Genomic DNA, 23,800 nt, shown 5'->3' on the forward strand with positions numbered 1-23,800 from the left:
GATCATCGATCTCTGCTTTTTGAGGGAAGACGCTCTTGAGGGCCTATCGGCCATTTGCCAAGGTGCCTTACAGCACCGGGGTCATAGGCCGCTAAAAATTCGCAAGGAATTCGACGATGAAACAGGATATCGAAATCAAGACAGCCGACGGGACTGCCAAGGCCGCCCTCTTCCGCCCCGGCAACGGCGCTTCCTCCGAACATGGCGTGATCCTTTATATGGATGCCATGGGTCCCCGCGCTTCGCTTGACGGCATGGCGCAGCGGCTGGCGGATGCGGGCCATATCGTGCTGCTTCCCGATCTCTTCTATCGCTTTGGCGCTTACGGCCCCTTCGATGGCAGTGCCTTCGGCAATCCGGCATCCCGCGAGACGATCATGACGATGCTGCGCGGCACGACACAGGAAATGACCAGGAACGACAGCGCCGCCTTCCTCGATGCGCTGTCGGCCGCCGGCGCCAGGGATCCGGCCGGCGTGGTCGGCTATTGCATGGGCGGAGGCCGCGCCCTGACAGCCGCTGCCGCCTATCCCGATCGCATCACGGCAGCCGCGAGCTTCCATGGCGGCAATCTTGCCAGCGAGGCGGACGACAGCCCACATCGTCTTGCCGCCAATCTCAAGGCGCGCGTCTATGTTGGTGTCGCAGGCGTCGACAACAGCTTTCCGCCGGAGCAATCGGCTCGCCTCGCCGAGGCGCTGCGCACCGGCGGGGTGGATCACACCATCGAAAATTATGTCGGCATGGCGCATGGATGGACGGTGCCGGATCATGGCGCCTATGACGAGATCGGCGCCGAAAGGCATTGGAAACGACTGCTGAACCTGTTCGCCGAGGCTTTCGCCTAACAACTCATATCGACATCCCGTTGCCGCGCAGGACAGCGGGATGTTTTCCTTCCGATCGGCCGCAGGGCAAACCGCGCCAGATCAGAACTTGATCCGGTCGATGCTGGTCAGCGTCGTTTTCTGCGAGACACCGGGCGCGTTGACCATGTGCCAGGCCACATATTGCTCGCCGTAGAGCTCGGTGGACGACATGCCGTCGACGGGCAGCACGATATTCATGCCGTTGAGCGCTGCGTCTGTTGCCGTATCGAGCACCGCACCTTCCGAGGCCGTGCCGGTCACGATGATGGTCTTGATGCCCTTGTCGGAGAGAATGCCGCGCAGATTGGTGCCGATGAACTTATCCGCCCCGGATTTGACGACCGGCTCGCTTGCCAAAGGTGCCAGCGCGGTCGCGATATCCTGCGCCTGGCCAGTACCCGCCAGACTGAAAACGACGAGCATCTCCTTGGCGCGGGCCTGATCGAGCAGGGTTTTCACCTTGGGCACGGAGGCGAGGCAGCGCGGTTTGGTATTCTTGTTGCACGGTCCCTTGGTCGGATCCTGCGCGCCGTTGAAATCGAGGATCAACAGCGCCGTCATCTTCGGATCGACCGTAACCTGCTTCAGCTCCGGCGGTGCCGGCGGCTTCACATTCTGCCAGTCGTCGATAATCGTTTGCGCTGCCGCAGCTGACGGAAAAGCGACGCTGAAACCCGCACAAAGAACCGCAAAACCTGCGCACAACGCAAAGCTTGCCCTGCCTATCGCGCTGCCTTCATATCGAAGTCCATTGCTCTTCCGCATCTACGTCCCTATGGGTTTGACGATGGTGCAGGATTGATAGGCCAGAAACTGCGCGAGCGTAACGAAACTCTTCGTGATGGTCTGCCGGGGCAATCCGCCGTTGACAAAAGCCCGACAGCCCATAATCTGCGCCTAAGCCCTTGCGATTGCCTATTTTTCTTTCGGAGATCGGGATCATGCCGGCAAATTGCATGAGACGACTGGTTCTGGCAGGTATTGTCCTCGGGATATCCGTCTGCACGGCCGCCGCCGCACAGACGCTCGACCTCATCGCCCAAAAAGGCACGATCCGTATCGGCTATATCAGCGACGAAGAACCATTCTCCTTCAAGAAGAAGGATGGCAACCCGACGGGCTATGCGATTGATCTCTGCGGCAAGATAGCCGATGCTGTCGGACGCAAGGTCGCCAATTTGAAGCACGATTACGTGCAAACCACGCTCGGGGACGGCTTCGATGCGGTAAAGAGCGGCCAGATCGACCTTCTCTGTGGTGCCCTGACCATCAGTCTTGGCCGGCGCCAAAACGTCGACTTCTCGCAACCGATCTTCATCACCGGCGCCAGCGCCCTGCTGCGCAAGGATTCACCCGATTATCTGATGGCTCTGTTCCTCGACAAGCGGCTGGCGCAGGTCTCCGCCAAGCCGGCGCCTGCGACGAGCACGATCGGCGTTCGCGCCGACACGACAACGGGCGCAACGCTACGCGATGCACTGGGTTCCGACGTGCCGAAGACTCGCATCACCGATTTCGCCACGCATCAGGATGGCTTGAATGCGCTCGAAAACCACAAGATCGACGCCTATTTCGCCGATCGCGCCCTGCTCTTCGATCTGGCATCGCATGCCCGCACCCCTTCCGCGCTTGCCATCGGCAATCGTCTGTTCACGCACGAGCCCTATGGCATCGCGCTCCGGCAAGACGATTCCAGCTTCCGCCTCCTCGTCGATCAGGCGCTGACCGAGACCTACCGATCGGATGATTTCGCCAAATTGCTGACGACCTATTTCGGCGAAGAAGGCCCGATCCTGCGTCGCGAGATCATGATGCAATCCATCCCGCAATAAACCGCACTGGAAGCGATGCCGTCGCCTTTGCGACATGATCACCGGCGATTGTCAACGCGGCTTCTCGGTGGGGGACGGCATTGCGGTGGTCGTGCAAGCATCTTGAATATGTCGTAGACAGGCTCTGGTCGTCGTCGCACACATCATAAAATCCGTCTCCAGTATCAATCAGGGTCGCACGCAATGGCAGTATTTCCTCAAAAGGCGAAGGTCGTCATCATCGGGCTTGGCGGTATCGTCGGTGCATCGATCGCCCACCATCTGATCGAACGCGGCTGGGACGATATTGTCGGCATCGACAAGTCCGGTATCCCAACCGATATCGGCTCGACCGCCCATGCTTCCGACTTCTGCTACACGACCAGCCATGATTTCCTCTCCTGCTGGACAACCCTCTATTCCATCGATTTCTACGATAAGCTCGGCCACTATGCCCGCGTCGGCGGCCTGGAAGTCGCCCGCGTCGGCGATGATGACCGCATGGCGGAAATCAAGCGCAAGGTCACCTCGGGCAAGGCCTTCGGCACGCGCGTGAGCCTGGTCGACCCAGCCGAGATCAAGGAGAAATTCCCGCTGATCGAGGAAAGCATGGTACAGGGCGGCATGTGGGATCCGGATGCCGGCCTCGTCATTCCCCGTTCGCAGACGGTTGCGGGTAAGCTGATCGATCAGGGCGAAAAGAGCGGCAAGCTGCAATCCTTCGCCAATACGCCGGCTCAATCACTCATTGCCAAGGACGGCCGCATCAGCGGCGTCGTCACCCACCGCGGCACGATCGAGGCCGAATATGTCATCGTCTGCGCCGGCCTCTGGGGCCGCCTGATCGCCGAAATGGTCGGCGAAGACCTGCCGGTCATGCCGGTCGACCACCCGCTGACCTTCTTCGGCCCCTATAATGAATTTGCCGGCACGGGCAAGGAAATCGGCTTCCCGCTGATGCGCGACCAGGGCAACTCAGCCTATATGCGCGACACCGGCGATCCGAAAACGGCCGAAGGCGGCCAGATCGAATGGGGTTACTACGAAGAGAAGAACCCGCGTCTCTGCCATCCGCGCGACCTCCTCGAAAAGCACGAGGCACGCCTTTCGCCTTCGCAACGCGACCTCGACATGGAACAGATCATCGAGCCGCTCGAACGCGCCATGGAACTGACGCCGATCCTCGGCGAGCTCGGCTATAACGAAGGCCATTCCTTCAACGGCCTGCTGCAGGTCACCACCGATGGCGGCCCTTCGGTCGGCGAAAGCCAGAAGGTTCGTGGGCTTTGGTATTGCGTCGCCATCTGGGTGAAGGATGGTCCGGGCTTCGGCAAGCTCGTCGCCGACTGGATGACGGACGGCCGCACGTCGATCGACCACAACAAGATCGATTATTCCCGCTTCTATCCGCATATGCTGGAAGAAAGTTTCATCGAAAGCCGCTGCACCGAGGCGGCGCAGAAGATCTACAATCCGGCCGTCCATCCGCGCGAACCTTACGCGACCGGCCGCAGTGTCCGCCGCTCGCCCTTCTGGGAGCGCGAAAAGGAACTCGGCGGCCATTTCATGGAGCTCGGCGGCTGGGAGCGCGCGCATGGCTACGCCGCAAACGAGCACCTGCTGGAAAAATACGGCGATCGCATACCGGTGCGCGAGAACGAATGGGACAACCGCCACTTCTGGCGCGTCTCCAATGCCGAGCATCTGGCCTTGAGCGAAGATTGCGGCATCATCAACCTCTCGCATTTCGCCATGTATGACATCGAAGGGCCTGACCAAGTCGAGCTGCTGGAATGGCTCTGCGCGGCCAAGATCGGCGGCGACGCCAACATCGGCAAGGGCATCTATACCCACTTCCTCGACGACGAGGGCATGGTGCGCGCCGATTTCACCGTGATCCGCATGGCCGATCGTTGCCGTCTCATCGACGGCGCCGATGCCGGTCCGCGTGATTTCCACTACATGCGTCGTGTTGCCGAGGATAAGGGTTTCGACGTCACCATCACCGACGTCACCGAACGTTACGTCACGATCGGCATCTGGGGACCGAATGCCCGCGCCAAGCTGCAGAAAGTGGTCGAAAGCCCGGAAAGTCTGTCGCACGACAACTTCCCCTTCGCCGCGATCAAGCAGATCCGCATCGCCGGCAAGAATGTCACCGCGTTCCGCATTTCTTATGTCGGCGAGCAGGGCTGGGAACTGCACATGACCTATGGCGATGCGCTTCCGGTATGGGATGCGCTGCGCTCGACGGGCGCCATCGCCGTCGGCGTCGAGACCTATGCCAACAGCCGCCGCATGGAAAAGAGCCTTCGCCTGCAGAATGCCGACCTGCTGACGGAATATAATCTGCTCGAAGCCGATCTCGCCCGCCCGAAGGTCAAGGAAGCCGATTTCCGCGGCAAGGCGAAGCACCTCGAATATCGCGCCCGCGAACACCAGCCCGCCATGCTCTGCACGCTCGTCGTTACCGATAATGTGGATTCCAACGGCGTGGCACGCTACCCCGTCGGCATCCTGCCGGTCATGGACCCCGAAACCGGCGAAACCCTCGTCGACGATCTCGGCCGCCGCTCCTTCACCACATCGATCGCCTACGGCCCGACCATCGGCAAGAATATCGCGCTGGCCTACCTCCCCTGGTCCCATGCCCAGGAAGGCCGCAAGCTGAAGGTCGAATATTTCGGCGAGACCTACCCGGTGGAAGTAGCGGGCGTCGGCTACAAGCCGCTCTACGACGCGGAGAACCTGAAGCCGAGGAGCTGATCTCTCACAGACCGGAAGGCGAGGTCATGCCGAGCTTTCCGGTTGTTAGGCCGTGTGATCGATGATGGCCTGCACCATCTCGTCAATGTCGCCTTCATGGATCTCGTGCCCTCCACCATCGAACCGGTGCAGCCGTCCATTTTGCACGACCTTGGTGAAGGCCTCCCCGTACTCTATGGGAAACAGCGGATCCGCTGTGCCGTGGATCGCAAGGACCGGCAGCTTGATATCGGAGGCCTGCAGCCTTGTAGGCCTTTCCTCACTCACGAGCGTGAAATGGTTCGTGGCGCTGACAAATGACGGCGCCCGCGCCATGTCGCGGGCGATCAAGGCACTTGCAGCATCAGGATCATGCGGATGCCTGGTGCCGGCAAGCATGGCCGTCTCGCGACGCAGAAAATCGGCGATATCCTCAAGGTTCGACCAGTCGATTGCTTCGGCCGACCTGGAATGCTCCTGATAGGCTCTTGTCGAGGAGGGCAAACCCTCGACCGCAAGCGGTGATGTGCTGATCAGCGTGACCGTCCGCACACGCCGGGGATGGCGCAACGCTACTTCCTGCGCAACGGCGGCGCCCATCGACATGCCCGCCACATGCGCCGTTTCCAATCCATAGCCGTCGAGAATGGCGATGGCATCGTCGGCCAGATCGCTGAACGAATAACGGGGCTCGCCTTGCGGATCGTGCGTCGAGAGGCCGGTGTCGCGCTGGTCGTATCGGATCACATAGCGCTGGCGGGCGGCGAACGCCTCGCAGAACCTGTCCGGCCACCACAGCATTGAAACCATCATCCCTATGATCAATACTATGGGCGGACCGGAGGGATCACCGAAAGCCTGGGTCTGCAGCTTCGCTCCCCTGACCTCGACTGACATCCCGGTGACGACGAATGGTCCCGTTCGTTCCATGACAAAATCCATCCAATTGCAAATTGCAACTGGAATCCACATTGCATAACTGATCCTATTATGCAATCAGTTTATGAAGAAGGTGCCGCACGAGAAGCGACTTCCATTAGAACAACTCCAGAAAAGTGCACAGCGATTTTCCATCCGGAATTGCGTAAGAACAATGAGTTAGAGCTGTTCTGATATCTCGCGGGAACTGAACACCATGGCGGTTAAGACGAGATGAGGGAGGCTTGTAATGTTGCAATGTGCCGATTTTTACGACGCTGAACTGTCCCGGCATAACCGGCATTTACGGGCCGTCGCCGGCGTCAAGGCGCATGACCGCGTGCTTGATATCGGCTGCGGCGCCGGCCAAACCACCCGGGAAGCAGCCCTTGTCGCAATAGAAGGCGGCGCGGTCGGCGTGGATACCTCCGCCGAGATGCTTGAGATTGCGTGGCAACGTTGCGCGGAAGCGGGACTACGCAACGTCGCCTTCGAACTGGGCGACGCACAAAGCCACAACTTTCCAGCGCCCGGTTTCGATCTCTGCATCAGCCGGTTCGGAGTTATGTTTTTTGCCGATCCGTCGGCGGCATTTGCCAATATCGCCCATGCAATGCGCCCGGGCGGGCGCCTCGCCTGGATGGTATGGCAAAGCCAGGAGCGCAACAAATGGTCTGGCGCCATCAGGCATGCGCTGGCTCCGGGAGGCGCAATTCCAGAAAACGCCGGCAAGCCGTTTTCGCTCGGCGATCCCGCCATAGCCAAAGAGCTACTGAGCGCTGCCGACTTCACCTCGATCGACTTCTTCGAGGTGGAGGAACCGTCTTTTACGGAGCGAATGTCGACGCCTCCCTTAATGCCCTTAGCGGCCTCTATATGGTCAAGGACGCGCTCACGCGCACCGATGAGACACCCGATCAACCACTGCAGCGGCTGCGTAGTTTGCTGGAAGCGCATATGACCCCCGAAGGCGTGCTCTTCGACTCCCATGCATGGATCATCACAGCTGATCGGGCCAGTGCCTGAGGAGGCGCAGCCCACGGAGTTGGGGCGCCGCGATAGCTCGGAGCTTGGCCATTGGTGCATGGGCTGGTGTGTGTGGCTGCTTTCGGATTTCTATGGGGAAGGTTTTGGTTCCGCCGTGAGGCTCTTCCCGGCCCGATGCTTTTCGCGGTCTGGTGACCTATGTGCTCGAGCATTTAGTCACGCGGCTCGGTGTTTGTGGAGCGGCGTGTTGTTTTTTGGGCGGAGGTTGGGCGTTGCTTTGGGGGGCAAGAACGCAAAGAGCCCCTGGGTCGGGGCTTTGTTGATACGTGTCGGGAAGGATTGGTTTTGTGTGCAGGATTTGTGGTTTTTGTGCCGCGGCGTTGGCTCTGGCTGCTTACGGGCTTGTGAGCAGGCGTTAAATCCTCGACCCGTTAGCAAATACACGAACGCCCGCGCGATGGCGGGCTTTGGTGATATTGGTTGCGGGGGCACGCAACCAACGATTCCTGCGATTGGTTGAGCGCGGAATACCGAAGCTGGCAGCATAAACCGTTATCGGTAGTCAGATCACTCCATGCGGAGCCGCAATCGTCGATTGGCGAAATGAGATCGCTGGAATGAGAAGCAGGGCGACGATTGCCAATAGGCCGACGCCAGCAATTGCATTTGCAAGCCCAACGAGTTCGGCAGCGTGACCGATGAGTGCGGGTCCAATCAAAATTCCAGCATAACCAAGCGTTCCCGTCGCGGCGATCGCTTGGGGCGTCGGCATCGATTGCTGTACCGCGGCGAGCGAGAAAAGGATCGGGACAATATTTCCCGCAGCCAGCCCTGCGATAGTGATGGCCGTCAAGGTCATCAAGACCGTCTCGGCGAAGGCTGTGAAGATGATACCCAACGCAGCCACTGAAATGCCGGCGAAGAGCATCCTGGACTGCCCGAGGCGTTCAACCGCTTTGTCGCCTACAAATCTACTAACGGTCATCGCGATCGCGAAGAGAGCATAGCCGCTTCCTGAAAATGAGACGTCCAATTTCTTGGAGGTCAGCAAAATGGCTCCCCAGTCGAGCATCGCGCCTTCCGCCAGGAAGATGACCATCAAGAGCAAGCCGACGAGGAGCACCCCTCCTCTGGGAATCGCAAAAGACGCCTCGTCCGACGCTGGCTTCGTCTTGAGAAATCCTGGGACCGCCCAAACAATGCAGATGATCATAACCAGTGACGCAACCGCGGAAGCGGCAAGGACACCAGGCCCGACCGCAACAAGAAAGGTCATACCTGCCGCCCCCACCAGTCCCCCGATACTGTAGACGCCGTGAAACCCTGACATCAGCGGCACGCCTGCGAGGTCTTGAACTTCAGCTCCATGCATGTTGGTGGCGACATCAATCGCGCCGATTGAGCAACCAAACAGTAGAAGTGCGATTGCGAGGGTTATGGGGTTCGCCAGCACCGCCATGAGAGGCAGCACCGTGGCTAAGCCCACAGCTCCGGCAATCAGGACTGGCCTGCTTCCCATTTTGTTGGACACTATACCTGCAGTCGGCATGCCCACGACCGCGCCAAGACCAAGGCACAGAAGCACCGATCCGAGGGTTGCGGAATCTGCGTCGATGCGGCTTTGCGCATACGGCACCATCGGTGCCCAGCATGCCAGCGCGAAGCCTGAAATGAAGAACGAAAGCCGCGTTGCGCGCTTACTGCCTCGCAACTGCGCATCAGCCTGGGGGTTGGTCGCAAAATCCCTGCGGACCAGTTTCAATTTGGAATCTGTCATGGACCTGTCTTTTGATTTGCTGAGGTCCAGCCATGTAATCCTTAGATTGGAGAACGTGTTTTCGATAGAATGCCGAATTATGTCGCTATTCCGTCAATCACATGATCAAGATCGGTCTAGGCGCGTGTCCGTTCTTATCGGCTTTATGACGATCGCACGATGCCCGACCATCGGGAAGGTTCGCGGGTCCGTCATACCTCTATGCTTGCCGGACGATCGATGCGGCAACCAACGCAGCGTCAGTCAGGATCGCGATGATCCGCCACGCCTTTCTTCCAATACCCGCTCGCATGAACCGCGCAGGCCTGAAGCGACTGTTGTTTTTTCAGCCCGGCCCTGATCGCAGCAACCTGGCCTGATTCTGCTGTTAGCCATACGAGGGAACCCGATGGGATGGACAGATCGTTAGCGGCATCAACCAGTGTCTCGCCGAGCTCGCGGCAGAGCCAGCGCACTGAAACCGCCGCCTCTACGCTTAAGGGCTGCATCTCCTTAGCATTGGCGATCTCAATGAACACGCGCGCTTTCGCTGTTGCAGGAAGCGCCTCCACGATGGCCGCGACAGCCGGCAGACCCGTCTCGTCTGCGAAAAGGAGATAGTTCCTGGTTTCCGGATCAATCGAGATTCCGCTCCGCGTGTTCGGCCTGCTTATTTCCAGGGTATCACCGGCTTTTGCTCGGGACGCCCACCGGGATATGTTGCCCTCGTCGCCGTGCAGCACGAAGTCGAGTTCGAGTTCACTCGTCTTCGGATTGAATCGCCTGACGGTATAAGCACGCCCAGGCTGGCGGATCCCATCGGCGTCGCGAACGAAGACTTTAAGGTATTGACCAGACAAATCCGCTCGCAGCCCCGATACCTCCTGCGCGTCCACGCTTATGCGCTTCAAGAGCGGGGTTATCAGCGTCGCCTTTTTTACCGCCACACTGAAGATATCGTAGGGAGGATTTACATCCGCTTTGTTCATATCCACACGGCCTCGTCGCTATTGTCCAATTCACCAGGCGCTCTCAAAAACGCTTAAAGGACTTGCGCGACCACCGATATTGAGGAACGGACAGCCTTTAGCGATATCCTGACACCGGCAGCCGGTTTATGAATTTCTGGCGCTCATCGAGCGTGTTGCAGCCACGGAACGCCGTACTTCTCGAAGACGTTAGCCGACGAATCCCGTCGGACGTCATCAAGCCGAGCGTTCCATCTTCCAGGTTCGCTCCATTGTTGGATCCGAGACGTTACCGACTATCGCCGTATCCTGATCTGCGTGTTCGACATCAGCGCTTGGTGAAGGACCTGCCCTTTTCGGCATACCGTTTTGGGGGAAGACCCATGACCCGACGGAACATGGTGGTGAAGGCGCCGATATTACGATAACCCGCCTCGAGCGCGACTGATGTCACCGGCTGTCCCGCCGAAAGACGAGGCATGCTTGCAAACACTATTGCCTGTTGGCGCCAATCGAGAAAGCTTACGCCCGTCTCTCGGCGGAAAAACCGCGTGAAGGCTCTGCGGCTCATCCCCAGCCTCCCCGCCCAGTCATCAATATGATCGCCTGGCGTCGGAGCTTCCAAAAAGCCTCGGCATAGTCCTGCCAGCCTTAGATCTGACGGAAACGAGAGCGCAAGATGTTTTTCTTCCAGATTCGTGATCTCTTCGAGCAGGAGTTCCTGCACGAGACAAGACCTTGTGTTCGCGATGGCAGCTTCCTGAAGTTTGACGGCTTCCAGCAAGAGGCTACGAGCGAGATCCGTCACCTCGAAAACAAACGGCTCTTTTCGCCCGGCGCCATCCGTCGGATTCAAGTAAACGGAAACCATCGCAACGTCGCTGACGACGATGTGAGAGTGCGGCAGTCCAGCAGGCACCAGGAGGCCATGGCCGGGCGGCGTCATGAAGCGCCCATCGTCCGTTTCCACAACGACCACGCCGGCAAAGACGCAGACAAGCTGGACACGGGCGTGAAGATGGCGGGAAACAACGTGAGCCGACGGGTAATGATGCCATCGGAAAACGACACGCTGGTCGCCAAGGGCTTCATCGCCATCATCAAGCGTTTCGGGTGTCGCGTTCGACACCGAAATCGTGAGATCATGATCCATCGTGACATTCTCTGATTTGCGCCGTGTGCGAAAGGAATGAACTCTTCAGGATATCTGCTTTCGTCCTCTCCGCGGGTTCTGACTCATGCAAAACCTACCCGAGGCCGCGATTTGGCAGTCCAGTCACCAATCCACGTGCTCGACACGATCCATTGGCTGCGAAACAACCGGCGCGCCGCGCAACACTGCAGCCCTCGCGTTGCGTCTGTCGTACACTCAACTTTTGGGGCAGAATATCAGCCGATTCAGCGCGTAAATATCTGCCGCCGGCCAATGTGTATTGATGACACGACACTCTGAGATCGGAGCCGCGATCTGCGCCTGAAGCCCGCGCCGTCAACGAGGATGGATAGCGCGACGATCTATCGATATAATCGGCGCCGATGTTGCGCGCTCGTCAAAATGACTCCGATCCTGATTTCGCCTCCGCTCCTGTTGTGGGCAGGGTCGAAAGCTGGTCGTCAACAGAGGCATCGTTCCACAATCACCGGCGCCATCAACTCATTTACGCGATAAAGGGCGTGATCCACGTCTCGACACAAGGGGGCCGATGGGTGCTGCCTCCCACACGGGCATTGTGGATATGCGCGAACACGGACCACAAACTGAGTGTGGCGAGAGCAGCCGAAATTCGCGTTCTTTACGTCGATCCGGCAGTTGGTTGCGCACCCACCTCATCGTCTTGCGTTGTTGTGGAGGTGACGCCGCTCGTACGTGAACTGATCTCGTCGTGCGCGGGTCTGCCGTGGGATTACCAGCCGGGATCGAAGGAGGCCCGGCTTTGCGAGGTGTTGCTTGATCAGATCGCGACGCTCGACCGCTCGCCTGTCGATCTTCCTATTCCCACCGATCCACGGGGCTTGCGCATAGTGGACATGCTCAAGCGCGACCCCTCAAGTCGCGAACCTCTCGCCTCATTGGCTGCACGAGTGGGGGCGAGTTCAAGGACCATCGAACGAATCTTCGTACGGGAAACCCATCTTGCGTTCGGGGCCTGGCGTCAACGGTTCCGCCTGTTGGCGGCCCTTGAACTTCTGGCCTATGGAGAAGCCGTGACCAATGTCGCCTTGGATGTCGGTTACGAGTCCGCCTCGAGTTTCGTAGCAGCCTTCCGCGAAACGTTCGGAACGACACCCGCCCGGTTCTTCAAGTGAGTCGTCCGGCTTAAGCGGCACCCGCTTCCAACGTCTCACCCGATCGCCGGCTCGCTATCTTCCTCAGGCTCCGACCACCGGTGCGAAAGGTCATTCTGCTGCAGATGAGATGGCGAGCTGGCGGGCCGGCTCCGTCTCGAGAACGTCGAAATCCTCGGCGCGGATCAGTATTCGCAGGCGGACAATGATGCCTTGGCGTCCTCGCCGATTGCCACGACGATCTGCTTGAAGGGAACGGTGGTGCAGTCGCCGGCGGCGAAAACCCCGGGGAGCGACGTTCGCCCTTGCCGATCGACGACGATCTCTCCAAGCTGCGAGAGTTCGATCGATCCCTTGAGCCATTCGGCATTCGGCAAAAGACAGATCGGGAGAAAACGCCATCAATGGTTCAGACCGCTCGCGCGAGCGAGGTAGTTCAGGCCTGTCACCTTGTCGCCGGCGCCGAGTACGTCCGTCGTCTGTGATGACAGGATTACATCAGCATTCGGCAGGCTCCTCAACTTTCGCTGAAGGACATCGTCGGCTTTGAGCTTGCCGTCGAACTCGATCAGTGTGACACGGGGACGATTCCGGCCAGATCAATCGCCGCCTCGACACCGGAATTGCCGCCTCCGATCACCGCGACGCGTTTGCCCTTGAACAGGGGTCCGTTACAATAGGGGCAATAGGCTAGCCCCCTGTTCCGGTATTCTTCCTCTCCAGGTACTCCCATCTAGCGCCAGCGAGCCCCAGTGGCAAGAATGACCGTCTTGGCGCTAAGGGTCGCGCCACTTGAAAGTCCAAGCCGTGGGCGCGCCCTGTTGAAACGAGCTTCTCGACCCGCTGCGCCTTTACGACCTCGACCGGATATTCCTTTACATGCGCCTCGAGCACGGAGCTGGAGGACGGGCCTTCCCTCTGCGGCACGGAAACGAAGTTCTCGATGAGCATGGTGTCGAGTACCTGGGCGCCAAATCGTTCGGCAACCATGCCGACCGCGAGCCCTTTGCGTGCAGCGTAGATGGCCGACGCCGCGCCGGCAGGCCCGCCGCCGACGACCAAAAGATCGAAAATCTCAAGGCTGCTGATCTTCGCGGCGGCGCGCTGGTCCGCCTTGAACGCGCGCGTCACCGTGCTGCAAAGAGAGCGGGGCTTCCCCCCGTATGCACGAAGATCACATCGCTACCTGCAGGGATTGTCTGCCCGACAGCGGCGATCAGTCCGGCGAAGACCTTTCCCGTATAAGTCGGATCCAGAAAAACCCCTTCGGCTTCTGCCACTTTGCGGATTGCGGCATTGCCTTCTTGGCTAGCGATCCCGTATTCGAGTCCGATATGGTCATAATTCAGCAAAAGATCTTCCGCATCCCAGCGCCGATCGACACCGGCAAGTCGAGCCGTGTCATTTAACAATGAAGCCGCGCATTCGCGCGCAGCAAAGCCCGCCGTCGTAATAACGATACCAAGAACTTGGGTGTTGGGTAGATGACGCGCACATCCTGCGACGAGACCGGCGTACGTGCCACCCGAACCCATTGCGACAACGATGTAGTCGGGATGTCTCTGTCGCCGCGCATCAAACTGCTCGCGCATCTCTTTGGCGCAATCGACGTAACCAAGAGCTCCCAACGGGCTCGACCCGCCGATCGGGATGACATAGGCGCGCTCGCCTGAGGCTTCCAACTCTGCCTTGCGGTCCAGCATCAAGTCGACGACCACGGCGTTGAAGTCGTCACGATCGTGAAATTCCAACTCCGCGCCCAAAAGCTCGTCGAGAAGCAGGTTTCCCGAGGGGCGCGGCGGCAGTTGCCCGCGAAGCAGGGCTAAAGGCCGCATGCCATGTTTTCTGGCAACAGCCGCGGTTTGCCGAACATGGTTTGATTGCGCAGCGCCCGCCGTGATCAGCGTCGTTGCCTTTTCCGCTTTCGCTTCGGCAAGTAGATATTGCAGCTTCCTGATCTTGTTTCCGCCGCCGCCCAGGCCGGAAAGGTCGTCCCGTTTCGCGCTCAGCGAAATGCCGAGTTCACGCCCAAGGTTATCCCACTTGTCGATCGGCGTTGGAAAGAAGCCAAGTGGGACCAAATCCAGGTGATCTGTCATCGTGCTAACCTCTGAGGGTCTGGTTTTCACTACAAGGCCGCCGCCGTGCATGAGCCTTTGCAGCCGTGATCAGCTTCGCCAGGAATGACGGCGACCGCCTCGATCTCGACTTGCGCGCCCATCGGCAGCGCCGACACCTGATAGGTCGCGCGTGCCGGACAGGGCTTCGGAAACGCCGTGGCGTAAATTTCGTTCAACTGCTTGAACTTCGAAAGATCGGTCACGAGCACGGTTGTCTTCAGGACATCGGACATCTTTGCCCCCGCCGCCGTCACGATCGCTTTTATATTTGCGAGCACCTGGCGCATCTGCTCCTCAGCATCGCCAGCCATCGTTCCCGTCACCGGATCGAGTGGCAGCTGTCCAGATACGAAAAGCAGATTGCCGTGACGTCTTGCCTGGCTATACGGACCGACTGCCGCAGGTGCGTTGGGGGTGGAGATTTCCATGTGTCCTCGCAAGAATTGGAGATGCGTCCGGATACGGTGCATCAAAGCTTTCGAAATTGAGTGGAGCGTTGTCGGCGCGATCGCGCCGACAGATAATCGGAGTCAGGGAGGAGATAGACCCGCAATGCCCGGATCATCCTTCCCGGGTGGACAATGCTTGCGCCATACGCTCGAGGCCTTGAGCTAGAATAGAGTTTGGCGTGCCGATGTTCAGACGGATATGCCCTTCACCGCCCGGTCCGTAGTCTTCACCGTAGTTGAGGACGAGGCCATGCCTCGTTTCGAACTGGTCGAGCATTTCCTGGTGCGACATGCCGTAATCCGAGAGGTCAAGCCACATGAAGTAGGTGGACTCTGTCGGGCGTATGCGAATGCGCGGCAGCCTTTCCTTGAAGAAGGCCTCGGCAAAGGCATAGTTGCCGGCAACATATTTCATGAGATCGGCAAGCCACCCATCACAATCCCGATAAGCCACCTCGGTCGCGGCGTGGCCGAACAGAGAACCGCCGTAGCCCGAGGTATCGCGCTTCAACCCCTCAAGATACTCGTGCATGAGCCTGGGATTTGCCGCAATGACCTGGGAGTGCTTCAGCCCGGTCAGGTTGAACATCTTGCTGGCCGAAAGCAGGCTCACCGAATTCATTAGCGCATCGGAAGACACGCTGCCGAAGGGCGTGAAATGAAAGCCTTCATGCAGCAGGCCGCAATAGACCTCGTCGGAAACGACGACGATGTTGTGTTGCTGGCAAAACTCCGCAAGCTGCGCCAACTCGTCACGCGACCAGACACGCCCGACGGGATTATGAGGATTGCAAAGCAGGAGCAGCTTTGTGCGACTGCTGACGCAGCGGGCAAGCTGATCGAAGTCGAACTCATAGCGGCCGTTGCGAAGGATCAGCGGATTTGCAACGGGCACGCGTCCAGCGGCGGCCACGATATTCCTGAATTGGAAGTGGACCGGGGGCTGGTAGATGATTTCGTCTCCCTCGACGCTCAGGCGATCGATCAACGGTCGCATGGAGGGATAGATGCCAACATTGTGGGCGATCCACTCGCGCTTGATCTCCCACCCGAAATGCCTCTTGTAAAAGCCGATCAGGGCTTCGTAGTAGCTGTTCGGCTTGTAGGGATAGCCGAAGTGGCCGAGGCGAGCAGTGCGCTCGAGAGCCTCGGCAATCGGCTTGGGAGAGCGGAAGTCCATGTCCGCGGTACCGAAACCGAGCAGGGACTTGTTGCCGGTCCGGTCAATTTCCATTTCCCACTTGACCGAGCTCAACTGCGAGCGGTCGAGGATTTCGTCAAAGTCAGTGGTTTGCGCGGCGGCATCAGCCGGCGCCCGGTGCAAATCGTGCATTGTTATTCTCCGAATATCTTTTGGTCGGTGCCAGGCGGCTAGAGGACTTTGGCCAGGAACTCACGTGTTCGCGGCGACTGGGGATTGGCGATCATCTCGCGCGGATCGCCCTGTTCCATGACGGTTCCCCCATCCATGAAGATCAACTGGTCGGCGACTTCGCGGGCAAAACCGATTTCGTGCGTCACCACGACCATCGTCATCCCGTCGCGCGCGAGATCCTTCATGACAGACAGGACTTCGCCGACAAGTTCGGGATCGAGCGCCGAGGTTGGTTCATCGAACAGCAAGACCTTCGGGCGCATGGCAAGTGCGCGCGCAATTGCAACTCGCTGCTGCTGGCCGCCAGACAGCTGTCTTGGGAAGGCGGTGGCCTTTTCCGCAAGCCCTACGCGGCTTAGCAACTCCATAGCGTGCAACCGCGCCTCGGCACGAGGTTCGCTACGCACTTTGATCGGGGCTTCGATCAGGTTCTCCAGCACGGTCATGTGGGGGAACAGATTGAAGTGCTGGAAGACCATGCCGATTTCTGCGCGTCGAGCACAAATTTGCGACGCTCTCAGTTCATGGAGTTTGTCGTCTTTCAGGCGATATCCGACGAAATCCCCGTCGACGAGCAGCAGTCCGCTGTTGATCTCCTCGAGATGGTTGATGCATCTGAGAAATGTGCTTTTGCCGGAGCCGGACGGCCCGATAATGCAAGCGACCGAACCGTTCGGCACAGAAATATTCACGCCCTTCAGAACTTCGAGGCTGCCGTAGGACTTCCTGACGTCTGACGCGTGGATCATCACGGAGGGCGAGATAGCGAACCGTTCAAAGTGATTGGCTTTCATTGTGCACCTCTCCATTTTTCACGCATCATGAGGATCGAACCCAGTCGCGAGAAGCCGCCCGGAGCGGGCTTTGGTCCGGCTTCGTCCCTGGAATAATGACGTTCGAGATAGCCCTGACCGATGGTCATGATCGAGACGACGACCAGGTACCAGAAGGTTGCGACGAGCAGGAGCGGGATGGTTTCGAACGTCCGAGCATAAATCGCCTGGGCCGAGTACAACAGGTCGCCGACGGCAATGATACTGACGAGCGAGGTCGTCTTGAGCAGGTTGATGGTCTCGTTACCGGTCGGAGGAATGATGACGCGCATTGCCTGTGGAATGACGATCCGGCGCAGCAGCAGAGAGGGCTTCATTCCCAGACACAGCGCAGCTTCCGTCTGGCCGCGATTGACCGATTTCAAGCCGTTTCGAATGATCTCCGCCATATACCCCGCTTCATGAAGAGACAGGGCAACGACAGCCGCCACCAACGGCGTCATGATGGTATTGGTCGGAATCGAAAAGACGGTCCCGAGCCCCGGCAACCAGAGCGAAATGTCTTTGAAGATAAGGGACAGATTATACCACAGGATAAGCTGGACGAGCGCCGGCGTACCGCGGAACCACCAGATGAAGGCCGCGGCCGGGACCGACAGCATTTTGCTTGGAGAGAGCATCATCAAGGCAACGATCATGCCGATGACACTGGCAAAAAACATGATGGCCAGGGTCAGTCCGACCGTCACCCAAAGACCCTGCACGATGATCGGGTTGAGGATGTAGGAGGCGACCACGGGCCACTGAAGATTGGGATTGCTGACGACTGCCTGCAGCAGCAAGAGCAAAAGAATCGCGACGATCGTAGCGGCAGCCCAACGCCATGGGTGACGGAGAGGCACCACGGTAAACCGGGTGCGCGCGGCTGATACGCTGTCGTCTTTGAGGGGGAGAACGTTCAAGTCCTCGACTCCTTCTTCGGGTGATATGATGACTTTTCGCAAACGCGTTGCAGCTGAAGTACGGGGCCCCGCTCCGCCGAAACCGGCAGAGCGGGGGCATGACATCAGTTCTTGAGCTGAGACACGTCGGTATAGATCACCGGCTTCGCGATTGCGTTCGACGACATGCCGTATTTGTCGAGAATGGTCTTGTAGGTGCCGTCGTCGATCAATTTCTGGATCGCTGCCGCCAGCATCTTCGCAGTTTCGGCGTCACCCTTCTTGATGATGTGGCCAACGGGCTGCTTTGCGAAAACCTCGCCTGCCAGGACCAGCTTTCCTTTGCTTATCGTCGAATAGTATCCAGCGGAGGTTGCGTCATCCAGGTAAGCGTCGGCGCGACCGGTAATCACGGCCTGAACAGTATCCTGCTGAGAGGGATAGATATCCTTCTTGATTTCCTTCAGGCCCGCGGACTTGCACTCCTTGTTCAGCTGATCGGCGGAAAAGTCGGCCGAAGTGCCGGATTGGACGGCGATGGTGCTGCCGCACAGGGCTGTGCGCTTGGCATATTTGTCTTTGTTTGCGGGCAGCGTCGAGGCGATAGTGCCATCTTGCAACCAAGAGACGAAATCGGCCTGTTTCAGACGTTCTTCGGTCACCGTTGCGTCGAGCCAGGCGATCTTGATGCGGTCAGCGCTCAAAGACGGAATGAGCGACGTGAATGGAACCTGGTCGATGATCAGCTCGACACCGAGTTCTTTGGCCGCCGCCTGGGCCAGTTCGATGCTGAGGCCGACCTGCTTGCCGTTCTCGTCGATATAGGAGAAGGGAGCATAAATGGTGGTCGCAATCGGCAGCTTGCCGCTGTCCTTGACGTAGGACGGAAGCGCGATATCGCCAGCCAGCGAAACAGTCGCGCTCGCAACCAGCGCCACTGTCGAAAGAATTGCAGATTTAATGGCAGTCATTTCATGTTCCCTTGTTCGCGTTGTCTTGATCGCTCTGTTTTGCGCGCAGTTCCCCGATCGAAGATGAAGGCATGACCTTGCATCTGCGTTGGAAAGTGGCGCTATAACGGGCTTCTCCGGGTGCTTCCTCTCTGCACCCGCGATAAAAATGATAGCCGCAGGCGACCGGGACTGCGAATGAATATTCATAATGTTAATATGAGCCAGATTCATTATACTGGCATGGGAATGCGAGAAGAGGACCTCCGCATGAGAAGCGATTTTACTCTCAATCAGATCGACCTCAACCTGTTGAGGGTATTCGATCTGCTCATGCAGGAGCGGAGCGTTACGAAGGCTGCGGACCGCGCCGGTCGCACCCAATCAGCGATCAGCCATTCGCTAAACAGGTTGCGCGAGATTTTCGGGGACGAGTTGTTCGTCAAGCATGCCGGGTCGATGAACCCGACAGCACAGGCACGGGAACTGGCGACCGTGATCACGCAGGCACTTTCGGATATCGAAGGAGTGGTGTCCCAGCGCATCAACTTCAAACCCAGTGAGAGCCATCGTCAATTCCGGATCGGCGTGACCGACTACACCAGCGCGCTCTACCTGCCCACGTTGCTGGAAGAATTCAATTCGAAGGCTCCCAATGCGAGGCTGCGCATCGTACCGGTCTACCTCTACGAGGCCGCAGAATTGCTCAGCGATCCCGATCTCGACTGCGTGTTGATCGGAAATCCGATCATTCGGGAAGCCCATATCGTCGAAACGGTTCTGGCACGGCACGAAATGCTCTGTGCGGCCTGGAGCGGGAACCCGGTGATAAAAGATCTCACGATGGAGAAATATCTGGCCATGCCTCACCTGCAGATTTCTCCAGACGGCGACGAGTCCGGCGTAAGCGATAAGGCACTCGCGACCATTGGATTGTCACGGCGCGTTGCCGCTACAATCCCCTATTACATGGTTGCGCCTAAAGTCCTCAGAGGCACACAAATGATTGCCGCGTTCGCGGACGGAATGCTGTCGCTTATCGATGAGAGCAGCGAGATACTCGTCACACGCCCTCCCCTCGCCTTGCCCGATGTACGGGTGTCGCTGATCTATGTCCGAACAAAACAGACCGACGCCGGTCATATCTGGTTGAGAAGCTGTATCCGCTCCGTTGTGACGGCGTGTGAGGAGAGGAAGCGCGCATTCCTCCATCAAATCATCCCTCTTCCTTAAGTTCCCGCCTCGACCGGTACGGGCCTGCGCGTTCCTCGCATGGCTCGGCAATAGCAGCCAGCACCTGAAAAAAAGCGCCCGGCACTTGGGGGTACCGGGCGGAGATAGGCAGCGTTTGCGGCCTTGGGAAACTCGTTACGAACTGTAGACGATCAGCAGGTCCTTGGCGTCGATCTGATCGCCGGTGCGGACCAGGACTTCGGCGATCGTGCCGTCCTTTTCCGCGTGCAGCGCCGTTTCCATCTTCATGGCTTCGATCGAGAGCAGCACGTCACCGGACTTGACCGTCTGGCCGGCGGACACCGCGACCGTGGAGATGACGCCCGGCATCGGCGCACCGAGATGGGCGGCATTGCCACTGTCGGCCTTGCGGCGGATCGCGCTGGAGGCAGCCCGGTTGCGATCGGGAACCTTGATCAGGCGCGGCTGGCCGTTGAGTTCGAAGAACACCTTGACCATGGCCTGTTCGTCCGGCTCGCTCGTCGCCTGATGCAGGATGACGAGGGAGACGCCCTTTTCGAGCGCCGGCGACAGCTCTTCCCCGGCCGAGAGACCGTAGAAATAGGCGGGCGTCGGCAGGACCGAAACGGGGCCATAAGTATCCGCGGCAAGCGCATATTCGATGAACACCTTCGGATACATCAGGTAGGAAGCGAACTCGTTGTCGGAGACCTCGCGGCCGAGCTTTTCCTCGACGGCCTTGCGTTCGGCATCGAGATCGGCCGGCGCCAACAGCGATCCGGGAACCGCGGCATACGGCTTCTCGCCCTTCAGCGCCTTCTTCTGCAGGGCCTTCGGCCAACCACCTGGCGGCTGGCCGAGATCGCCCTTCAGCATCGACACGACCGAATCCGGGAAGGAGACGTCCTTGGCCGGGTTCTCGACATCGGCCACCGTCAGATCCTGGGAGACCATCATCAGCGCCATGTCGCCCACCACCTTGGAGGACGGCGTCACCTTGACGATGTCGCCGAACATCTGGTTGGCGTCGGCATAGGCCTGCGCCACCTGATGCCAGCGGGTCTCGAGACCCAGCGAGCGGGCCTGTTCCTTGAGGTTGGTGAACTGGCCGCCCGGCATTTCGTGCAGATAGACTTCCGAGGCCGGGCCCTTGAGGTCGCTTTCGAAGGCGGCATACTGGTTGCGCACCGCTTCCCAATAGAAGGAGATGCGGCGGATCCATGCGGGATCGAGGCCCGGATCACGCTCGGAGCCGCGCAGCGCCTCGACGATCGAGCCGAGACAGGGCTGCGAGGTGTTGCCGGAGAAGGCGTCCATTGCTGCATCGACGACGTCGACGCCGGCATCGACGGCCGCCAGAACCGTTGCAGCCGCAATGCCCGACGTGTCGTGGGTGTGGAAATGGATCGGCAGGTCGGTCGCCTCGCGCAGCGCCTTGAACAGCACGGTCGCCGCCGCTGGCTTCAACAGGCCGGCCATGTCCTTCAGCGCGATCATGTGCGCGCCGGCTTTCTCCAGCTCGGCGGCCAGCGCAGCATAGTATTTCAGGTCGTATTTCGGCCGGGCGGAGTTGAGGATGTCGCCGGTGTAGCAGATCGCCGCTTCGCAGATCCTGTTTTCTTCCGCAACCGCGTCCATCGACACGCGCATGTTTTCGACCCAGTTGAGGCAATCGAAGACGCGGAAGACGTCGATGCCGCCCCTGGCCGCCTGGCGGACGAAGTATTTGACGACATTGTCCGGGTAGTTCTTGTAGCCGACGCCGTTGGCGCCGCGCAGCAGCATCTGCAGGAGAAGGTTCGGCGCATCCTCGCGGATACGCGCGAGGCGCTCCCACGGATCTTCCGTCAGGAAGCGCATGGAAACGTCGAAAGTCGCGCCACCCCAGCATTCCAGCGAGAACAGGTTCGGCAGCGCCTTGGCATAGGTGCCGGCGACGCGGGAAATGTCATAGGTGCGAACGCGGGTCGCCAGCAACGACTGGTGACCGTCGCGCATGGTCGTGTCCGTCATCAGAACGCGCTTTTCGGCGCGCACCCATTCGGCGAACTTCTTCGGGCCGAGCTCGTCGAGCTTCTGCTTGGTACCGTCTTTGATCGGCGTGTCGATATAGGGAACGATCGGCTTTGCCGCATCGGCATTAGGCTTCGGCCGGCCCTTGGCTTCCGGGTGGCCGTTGACCGTCACGTCGGCGAGATAGGTCAAGAGCTTCGTCGCGCGGTCCTGACGCTTGACCTGCTGGAACAGTTCCGGCGTCGTGTCGATGAAGCGGGTGGTGTAGGAATTGTCCTGGAATTTCGGGTGGCTGATGATCGCTTCGAGGAAGGTGAGGTTGGTCGCGACGCCGCGGATGCGGAATTCGCGCAGCGCCCGGTCCATGCGGGCGATCGCTTCGGCAGGGTTCGGTGCCCAGGCGGTGACCTTGACCAGCAGCGGATCGTAGAAGCGGGTGATGACGGCGCCCGGATAGGCCGTGCCACCATCCAGCCGAATGCCGAAACCGGAGGCGGAGCGGTAGCCGGTGATGCGGCCGTAGTCGGGAATGAAGTTCTGCTCCGGATCTTCCGTGGTGATCCGGCACTGCAGTGCGTGGCCGTGGAGACGGATGTCCTCCTGCTTCGGTACGCCCGATTCCGGCGTGCCGATGGCAAAGCCCTCGAGGATGTGAATCTGCGCCTTGACGATATCGATGCCGGTGACGACTTCGGTGACGGTGTGCTCGACCTGGATGCGCGGATTGACCTCGATGAAGTAGAATTTGCCGGTGTCCATATCCATCAGATATTCGACGGTACCGGCACCGATATAGTTCGTCGCCTGGGCGATCCGGGTCGAATAGCCGGCCAGTTCCTGCCTTTGCGCTTCCGTCAGATAGGGGGCAGGGGCGCGTTCGACGACTTTCTGGTTGCGGCGCTGGACCGAGCAATCGCGCTCGAACAGATGCACGACGTTGCCGTGGGTATCGCCGAGCACCTGGCTTTCGACGTGGCGGGCCCGCTCGACCAATTTTTCCAGATAGACCTCGTCCTTGCCGAACGCGGCCATTGCCTCGCGCTTGGCTTCCGTCACCTCGCGGATCAGATCCTTGGGGTCGCGGATCGCGCGCATGCCGCGCCCGCCACCGCCCCAGGAAGCCTTGAGCATGACGGGATAACCGATTTCGTCGGCAAGCCGGCGGATTTCAGCTTCGTCTTCCGGCAACGGATCGGTGGCGGGAACGACCGGAACGCCGATCTCGATTGCCAGATTGCGGGCGGCAACCTTATTGCCGAGACGGCGCATGGTATCGGCCTTTGGGCCGATGAAGGTAATGCCGGCCTTGTTGCAGGCATCGACGAATTCGGGGCTTTCAGATAGCAGGCCGTAGCCGGGATGGATGGCATCGGCGCCGGAAAGCTCTGCGACGCGGATCACCTCGTCGATCGACAAATAACTCTCGATCGGACCAAGATCCCGCTCAAGGTGCGGCCCGCGGCCGACTTGGTAGCTTTCGTCCGCCTTGAAGCGATGAAGTGCAAGTTTGTCTTCCTCGGCCCAGATCGCGACCGTCTTTATCCCGAGCTCGTTGGCCGCGCGGAACACGCGAATGGCAATTTCAGAGCGATTGGCAACGAGTATCTTGGAAATGGGCATCGCAACTTTTCTTCACAAGCCAAGT

At 59.3% G+C, this 23,800-nt stretch carries 19 protein-coding genes and 1 pseudogene; 6 read left to right on the top strand and 14 right to left on the bottom strand.

Translation table 11 applies throughout. The annotated features are described in order from the left end of the window. Nucleotides 1-116: 116 nt before the first annotated feature. Nucleotides 117-848 carry a dienelactone hydrolase family protein gene (locus CCGE531_RS16630; protein WP_120665197.1) on the top strand — a complete coding sequence of 244 codons (732 nt, stop codon included), beginning with the start codon at nt 117-119 and terminating at the stop codon, nt 846-848. Nucleotides 849-929: 81 nt separating this feature from the next. Here the strand turns inward: CCGE531_RS16630 and CCGE531_RS16635 are convergent, their stop codons facing one another. Next, nucleotides 930-1,634 (bottom strand): isochorismatase family protein, encoded by a 705-nt coding sequence (locus CCGE531_RS16635; protein ID WP_120665198.1) that lies wholly within the window; start codon nt 1,632-1,634, stop codon nt 930-932. 176 nt (nt 1,635-1,810) lie between these two features. On the opposite strand from CCGE531_RS16635, the gene CCGE531_RS16640 reads away from it, so the two are divergent. Together CCGE531_RS16640 and CCGE531_RS16645 are read left to right on the top strand one after the other, a co-directional pair. Next, nucleotides 1,811-2,701 carry an amino acid ABC transporter substrate-binding protein gene (locus tag CCGE531_RS16640; RefSeq protein WP_120665200.1) on the top strand — a complete coding sequence of 297 codons (891 nt, stop codon included), beginning with the start codon at nt 1,811-1,813 and terminating at the stop codon, nt 2,699-2,701. 183 nt (nt 2,702-2,884) lie between these two features. Continuing rightward, on the top strand, nt 2,885-5,446 hold the full coding sequence (locus tag CCGE531_RS16645; protein WP_120665202.1) for an FAD-dependent oxidoreductase: 2,562 nt from the start codon (nt 2,885-2,887) through the stop codon (nt 5,444-5,446). Nucleotides 5,447-5,491: 45 nt separating this feature from the next. Here the strand turns inward: CCGE531_RS16645 and CCGE531_RS16650 are convergent, their stop codons facing one another. Next, nucleotides 5,492-6,355, bottom strand: a complete 864-nt coding sequence (locus CCGE531_RS16650; protein WP_205586450.1) for an alpha/beta hydrolase — start codon at nt 6,353-6,355, stop codon at nt 5,492-5,494. Between the two features lie 238 nt (nt 6,356-6,593). Here CCGE531_RS16650 and CCGE531_RS16655 point away from each other — a divergent pair. After that, a pseudogene (locus CCGE531_RS16655) lies at nt 6,594-7,369 on the top strand (class I SAM-dependent methyltransferase). Between the two features lie 523 nt (nt 7,370-7,892). On the opposite strand, the gene CCGE531_RS16660 reads toward CCGE531_RS16655, so the two are convergent. The 3 genes from CCGE531_RS16660 to CCGE531_RS35200 all read right to left on the bottom strand — a co-directional run bounded on the left by CCGE531_RS16660 (nt 7,893) and on the right by CCGE531_RS35200 (nt 11,207). Beyond that, the gene (locus CCGE531_RS16660) at nt 7,893-9,107 is read right to left on the bottom strand and encodes an MFS transporter (RefSeq protein WP_120665204.1); all 1,215 of its coding nucleotides are present in this window, start codon (nt 9,105-9,107) and stop codon (nt 7,893-7,895) included. A 239-nt stretch (nt 9,108-9,346) separates the two neighbouring features. After that, on the bottom strand, nt 9,347-10,075 hold the full coding sequence (locus tag CCGE531_RS16665; RefSeq protein WP_120665206.1) for a siderophore-interacting protein: 729 nt from the start codon (nt 10,073-10,075) through the stop codon (nt 9,347-9,349). Nucleotides 10,076-10,382: 307 nt separating this feature from the next. Further along, nucleotides 10,383-11,207 (bottom strand): helix-turn-helix transcriptional regulator, encoded by an 825-nt coding sequence (locus tag CCGE531_RS35200; RefSeq protein WP_120665208.1) that lies wholly within the window; start codon nt 11,205-11,207, stop codon nt 10,383-10,385. 383 nt (nt 11,208-11,590) lie between these two features. Here CCGE531_RS35200 and CCGE531_RS16675 point away from each other — a divergent pair, with 383 nt between their 5' ends. Further along, nucleotides 11,591-12,361 (top strand): helix-turn-helix domain-containing protein, encoded by a 771-nt coding sequence (locus tag CCGE531_RS16675; RefSeq protein ID WP_120665209.1) that lies wholly within the window; start codon nt 11,591-11,593, stop codon nt 12,359-12,361. Between the two features lie 164 nt (nt 12,362-12,525). On the opposite strand, the gene CCGE531_RS34805 is transcribed toward CCGE531_RS16675, so the two are convergent. The 8 genes from CCGE531_RS34805 to CCGE531_RS16710 form a co-directional block, all read right to left on the bottom strand. Then, complete coding sequence (locus CCGE531_RS34805; RefSeq protein ID WP_245458876.1) at nt 12,526-12,717, bottom strand: FAD-dependent oxidoreductase; 192 nt, start codon at nt 12,715-12,717, stop codon at nt 12,526-12,528. A 313-nt stretch (nt 12,718-13,030) separates the two neighbouring features. Further along, on the bottom strand, nt 13,031-13,471 hold the full coding sequence (locus tag CCGE531_RS34810) for an FAD-dependent oxidoreductase (RefSeq protein WP_245458880.1): 441 nt from the start codon (nt 13,469-13,471) through the stop codon (nt 13,031-13,033). Further along, on the bottom strand, nt 13,468-14,439 hold the full coding sequence (locus tag CCGE531_RS16685; protein ID WP_162943913.1) for a D-cysteine desulfhydrase family protein: 972 nt from the start codon (nt 14,437-14,439) through the stop codon (nt 13,468-13,470). Before CCGE531_RS16685 ends, CCGE531_RS34810 begins: the two co-directional genes overlap by 4 nt. Before the next feature lie 29 nt (nt 14,440-14,468). Next, a complete protein-coding gene (locus CCGE531_RS16690) occupies nt 14,469-14,888 on the bottom strand; it encodes a Rid family detoxifying hydrolase (RefSeq protein WP_120665213.1) in 420 nt (139 codons plus the stop codon). Between the two features lie 133 nt (nt 14,889-15,021). After that, complete coding sequence (locus CCGE531_RS16695) at nt 15,022-16,242, bottom strand: PatB family C-S lyase (protein ID WP_120665215.1); 1,221 nt, start codon at nt 16,240-16,242, stop codon at nt 15,022-15,024. A gap of 38 nt (nt 16,243-16,280) precedes the next feature. Then, entirely contained in the window at nt 16,281-17,078 is a 798-nt protein-coding gene (locus tag CCGE531_RS16700) for an amino acid ABC transporter ATP-binding protein (RefSeq protein ID WP_120665216.1), read from the bottom strand. Continuing rightward, nucleotides 17,075-18,019: an amino acid ABC transporter permease gene (locus CCGE531_RS16705; protein ID WP_120665218.1), complete on the bottom strand. Its 945-nt coding sequence runs from the start codon at nt 18,017-18,019 to the stop codon at nt 17,075-17,077. Before CCGE531_RS16705 ends, CCGE531_RS16700 begins: the two co-directional genes overlap by 4 nt. Nucleotides 18,020-18,123: 104 nt before the next feature. Then, nucleotides 18,124-19,182, bottom strand: coding sequence for an ABC transporter substrate-binding protein (locus tag CCGE531_RS16710; protein ID WP_245458881.1), 1,059 nt, complete (start codon nt 19,180-19,182; stop codon nt 18,124-18,126). Nucleotides 19,183-19,218: 36 nt separating this feature from the next. Between CCGE531_RS16710 and CCGE531_RS16715 the strand changes: the two genes are divergently transcribed. After that, nucleotides 19,219-20,181 carry a LysR family transcriptional regulator gene (locus CCGE531_RS16715; RefSeq protein WP_162943914.1) on the top strand — a complete coding sequence of 321 codons (963 nt, stop codon included), beginning with the start codon at nt 19,219-19,221 and terminating at the stop codon, nt 20,179-20,181. A gap of 135 nt (nt 20,182-20,316) precedes the next feature. On the opposite strand, the gene pyc is transcribed toward CCGE531_RS16715, so the two are convergent. After that, nucleotides 20,317-23,775, bottom strand: a complete 3,459-nt coding sequence (pyc, locus tag CCGE531_RS16720; RefSeq protein WP_120665220.1) for a pyruvate carboxylase — start codon at nt 23,773-23,775, stop codon at nt 20,317-20,319. Nucleotides 23,776-23,800: the final 25 nt, after the last annotated feature.

It is taken from the genome of Rhizobium sp. CCGE531 (assembly GCF_003627795.1).
Lineage (GTDB): Bacteria > Pseudomonadota > Alphaproteobacteria > Rhizobiales > Rhizobiaceae > Rhizobium.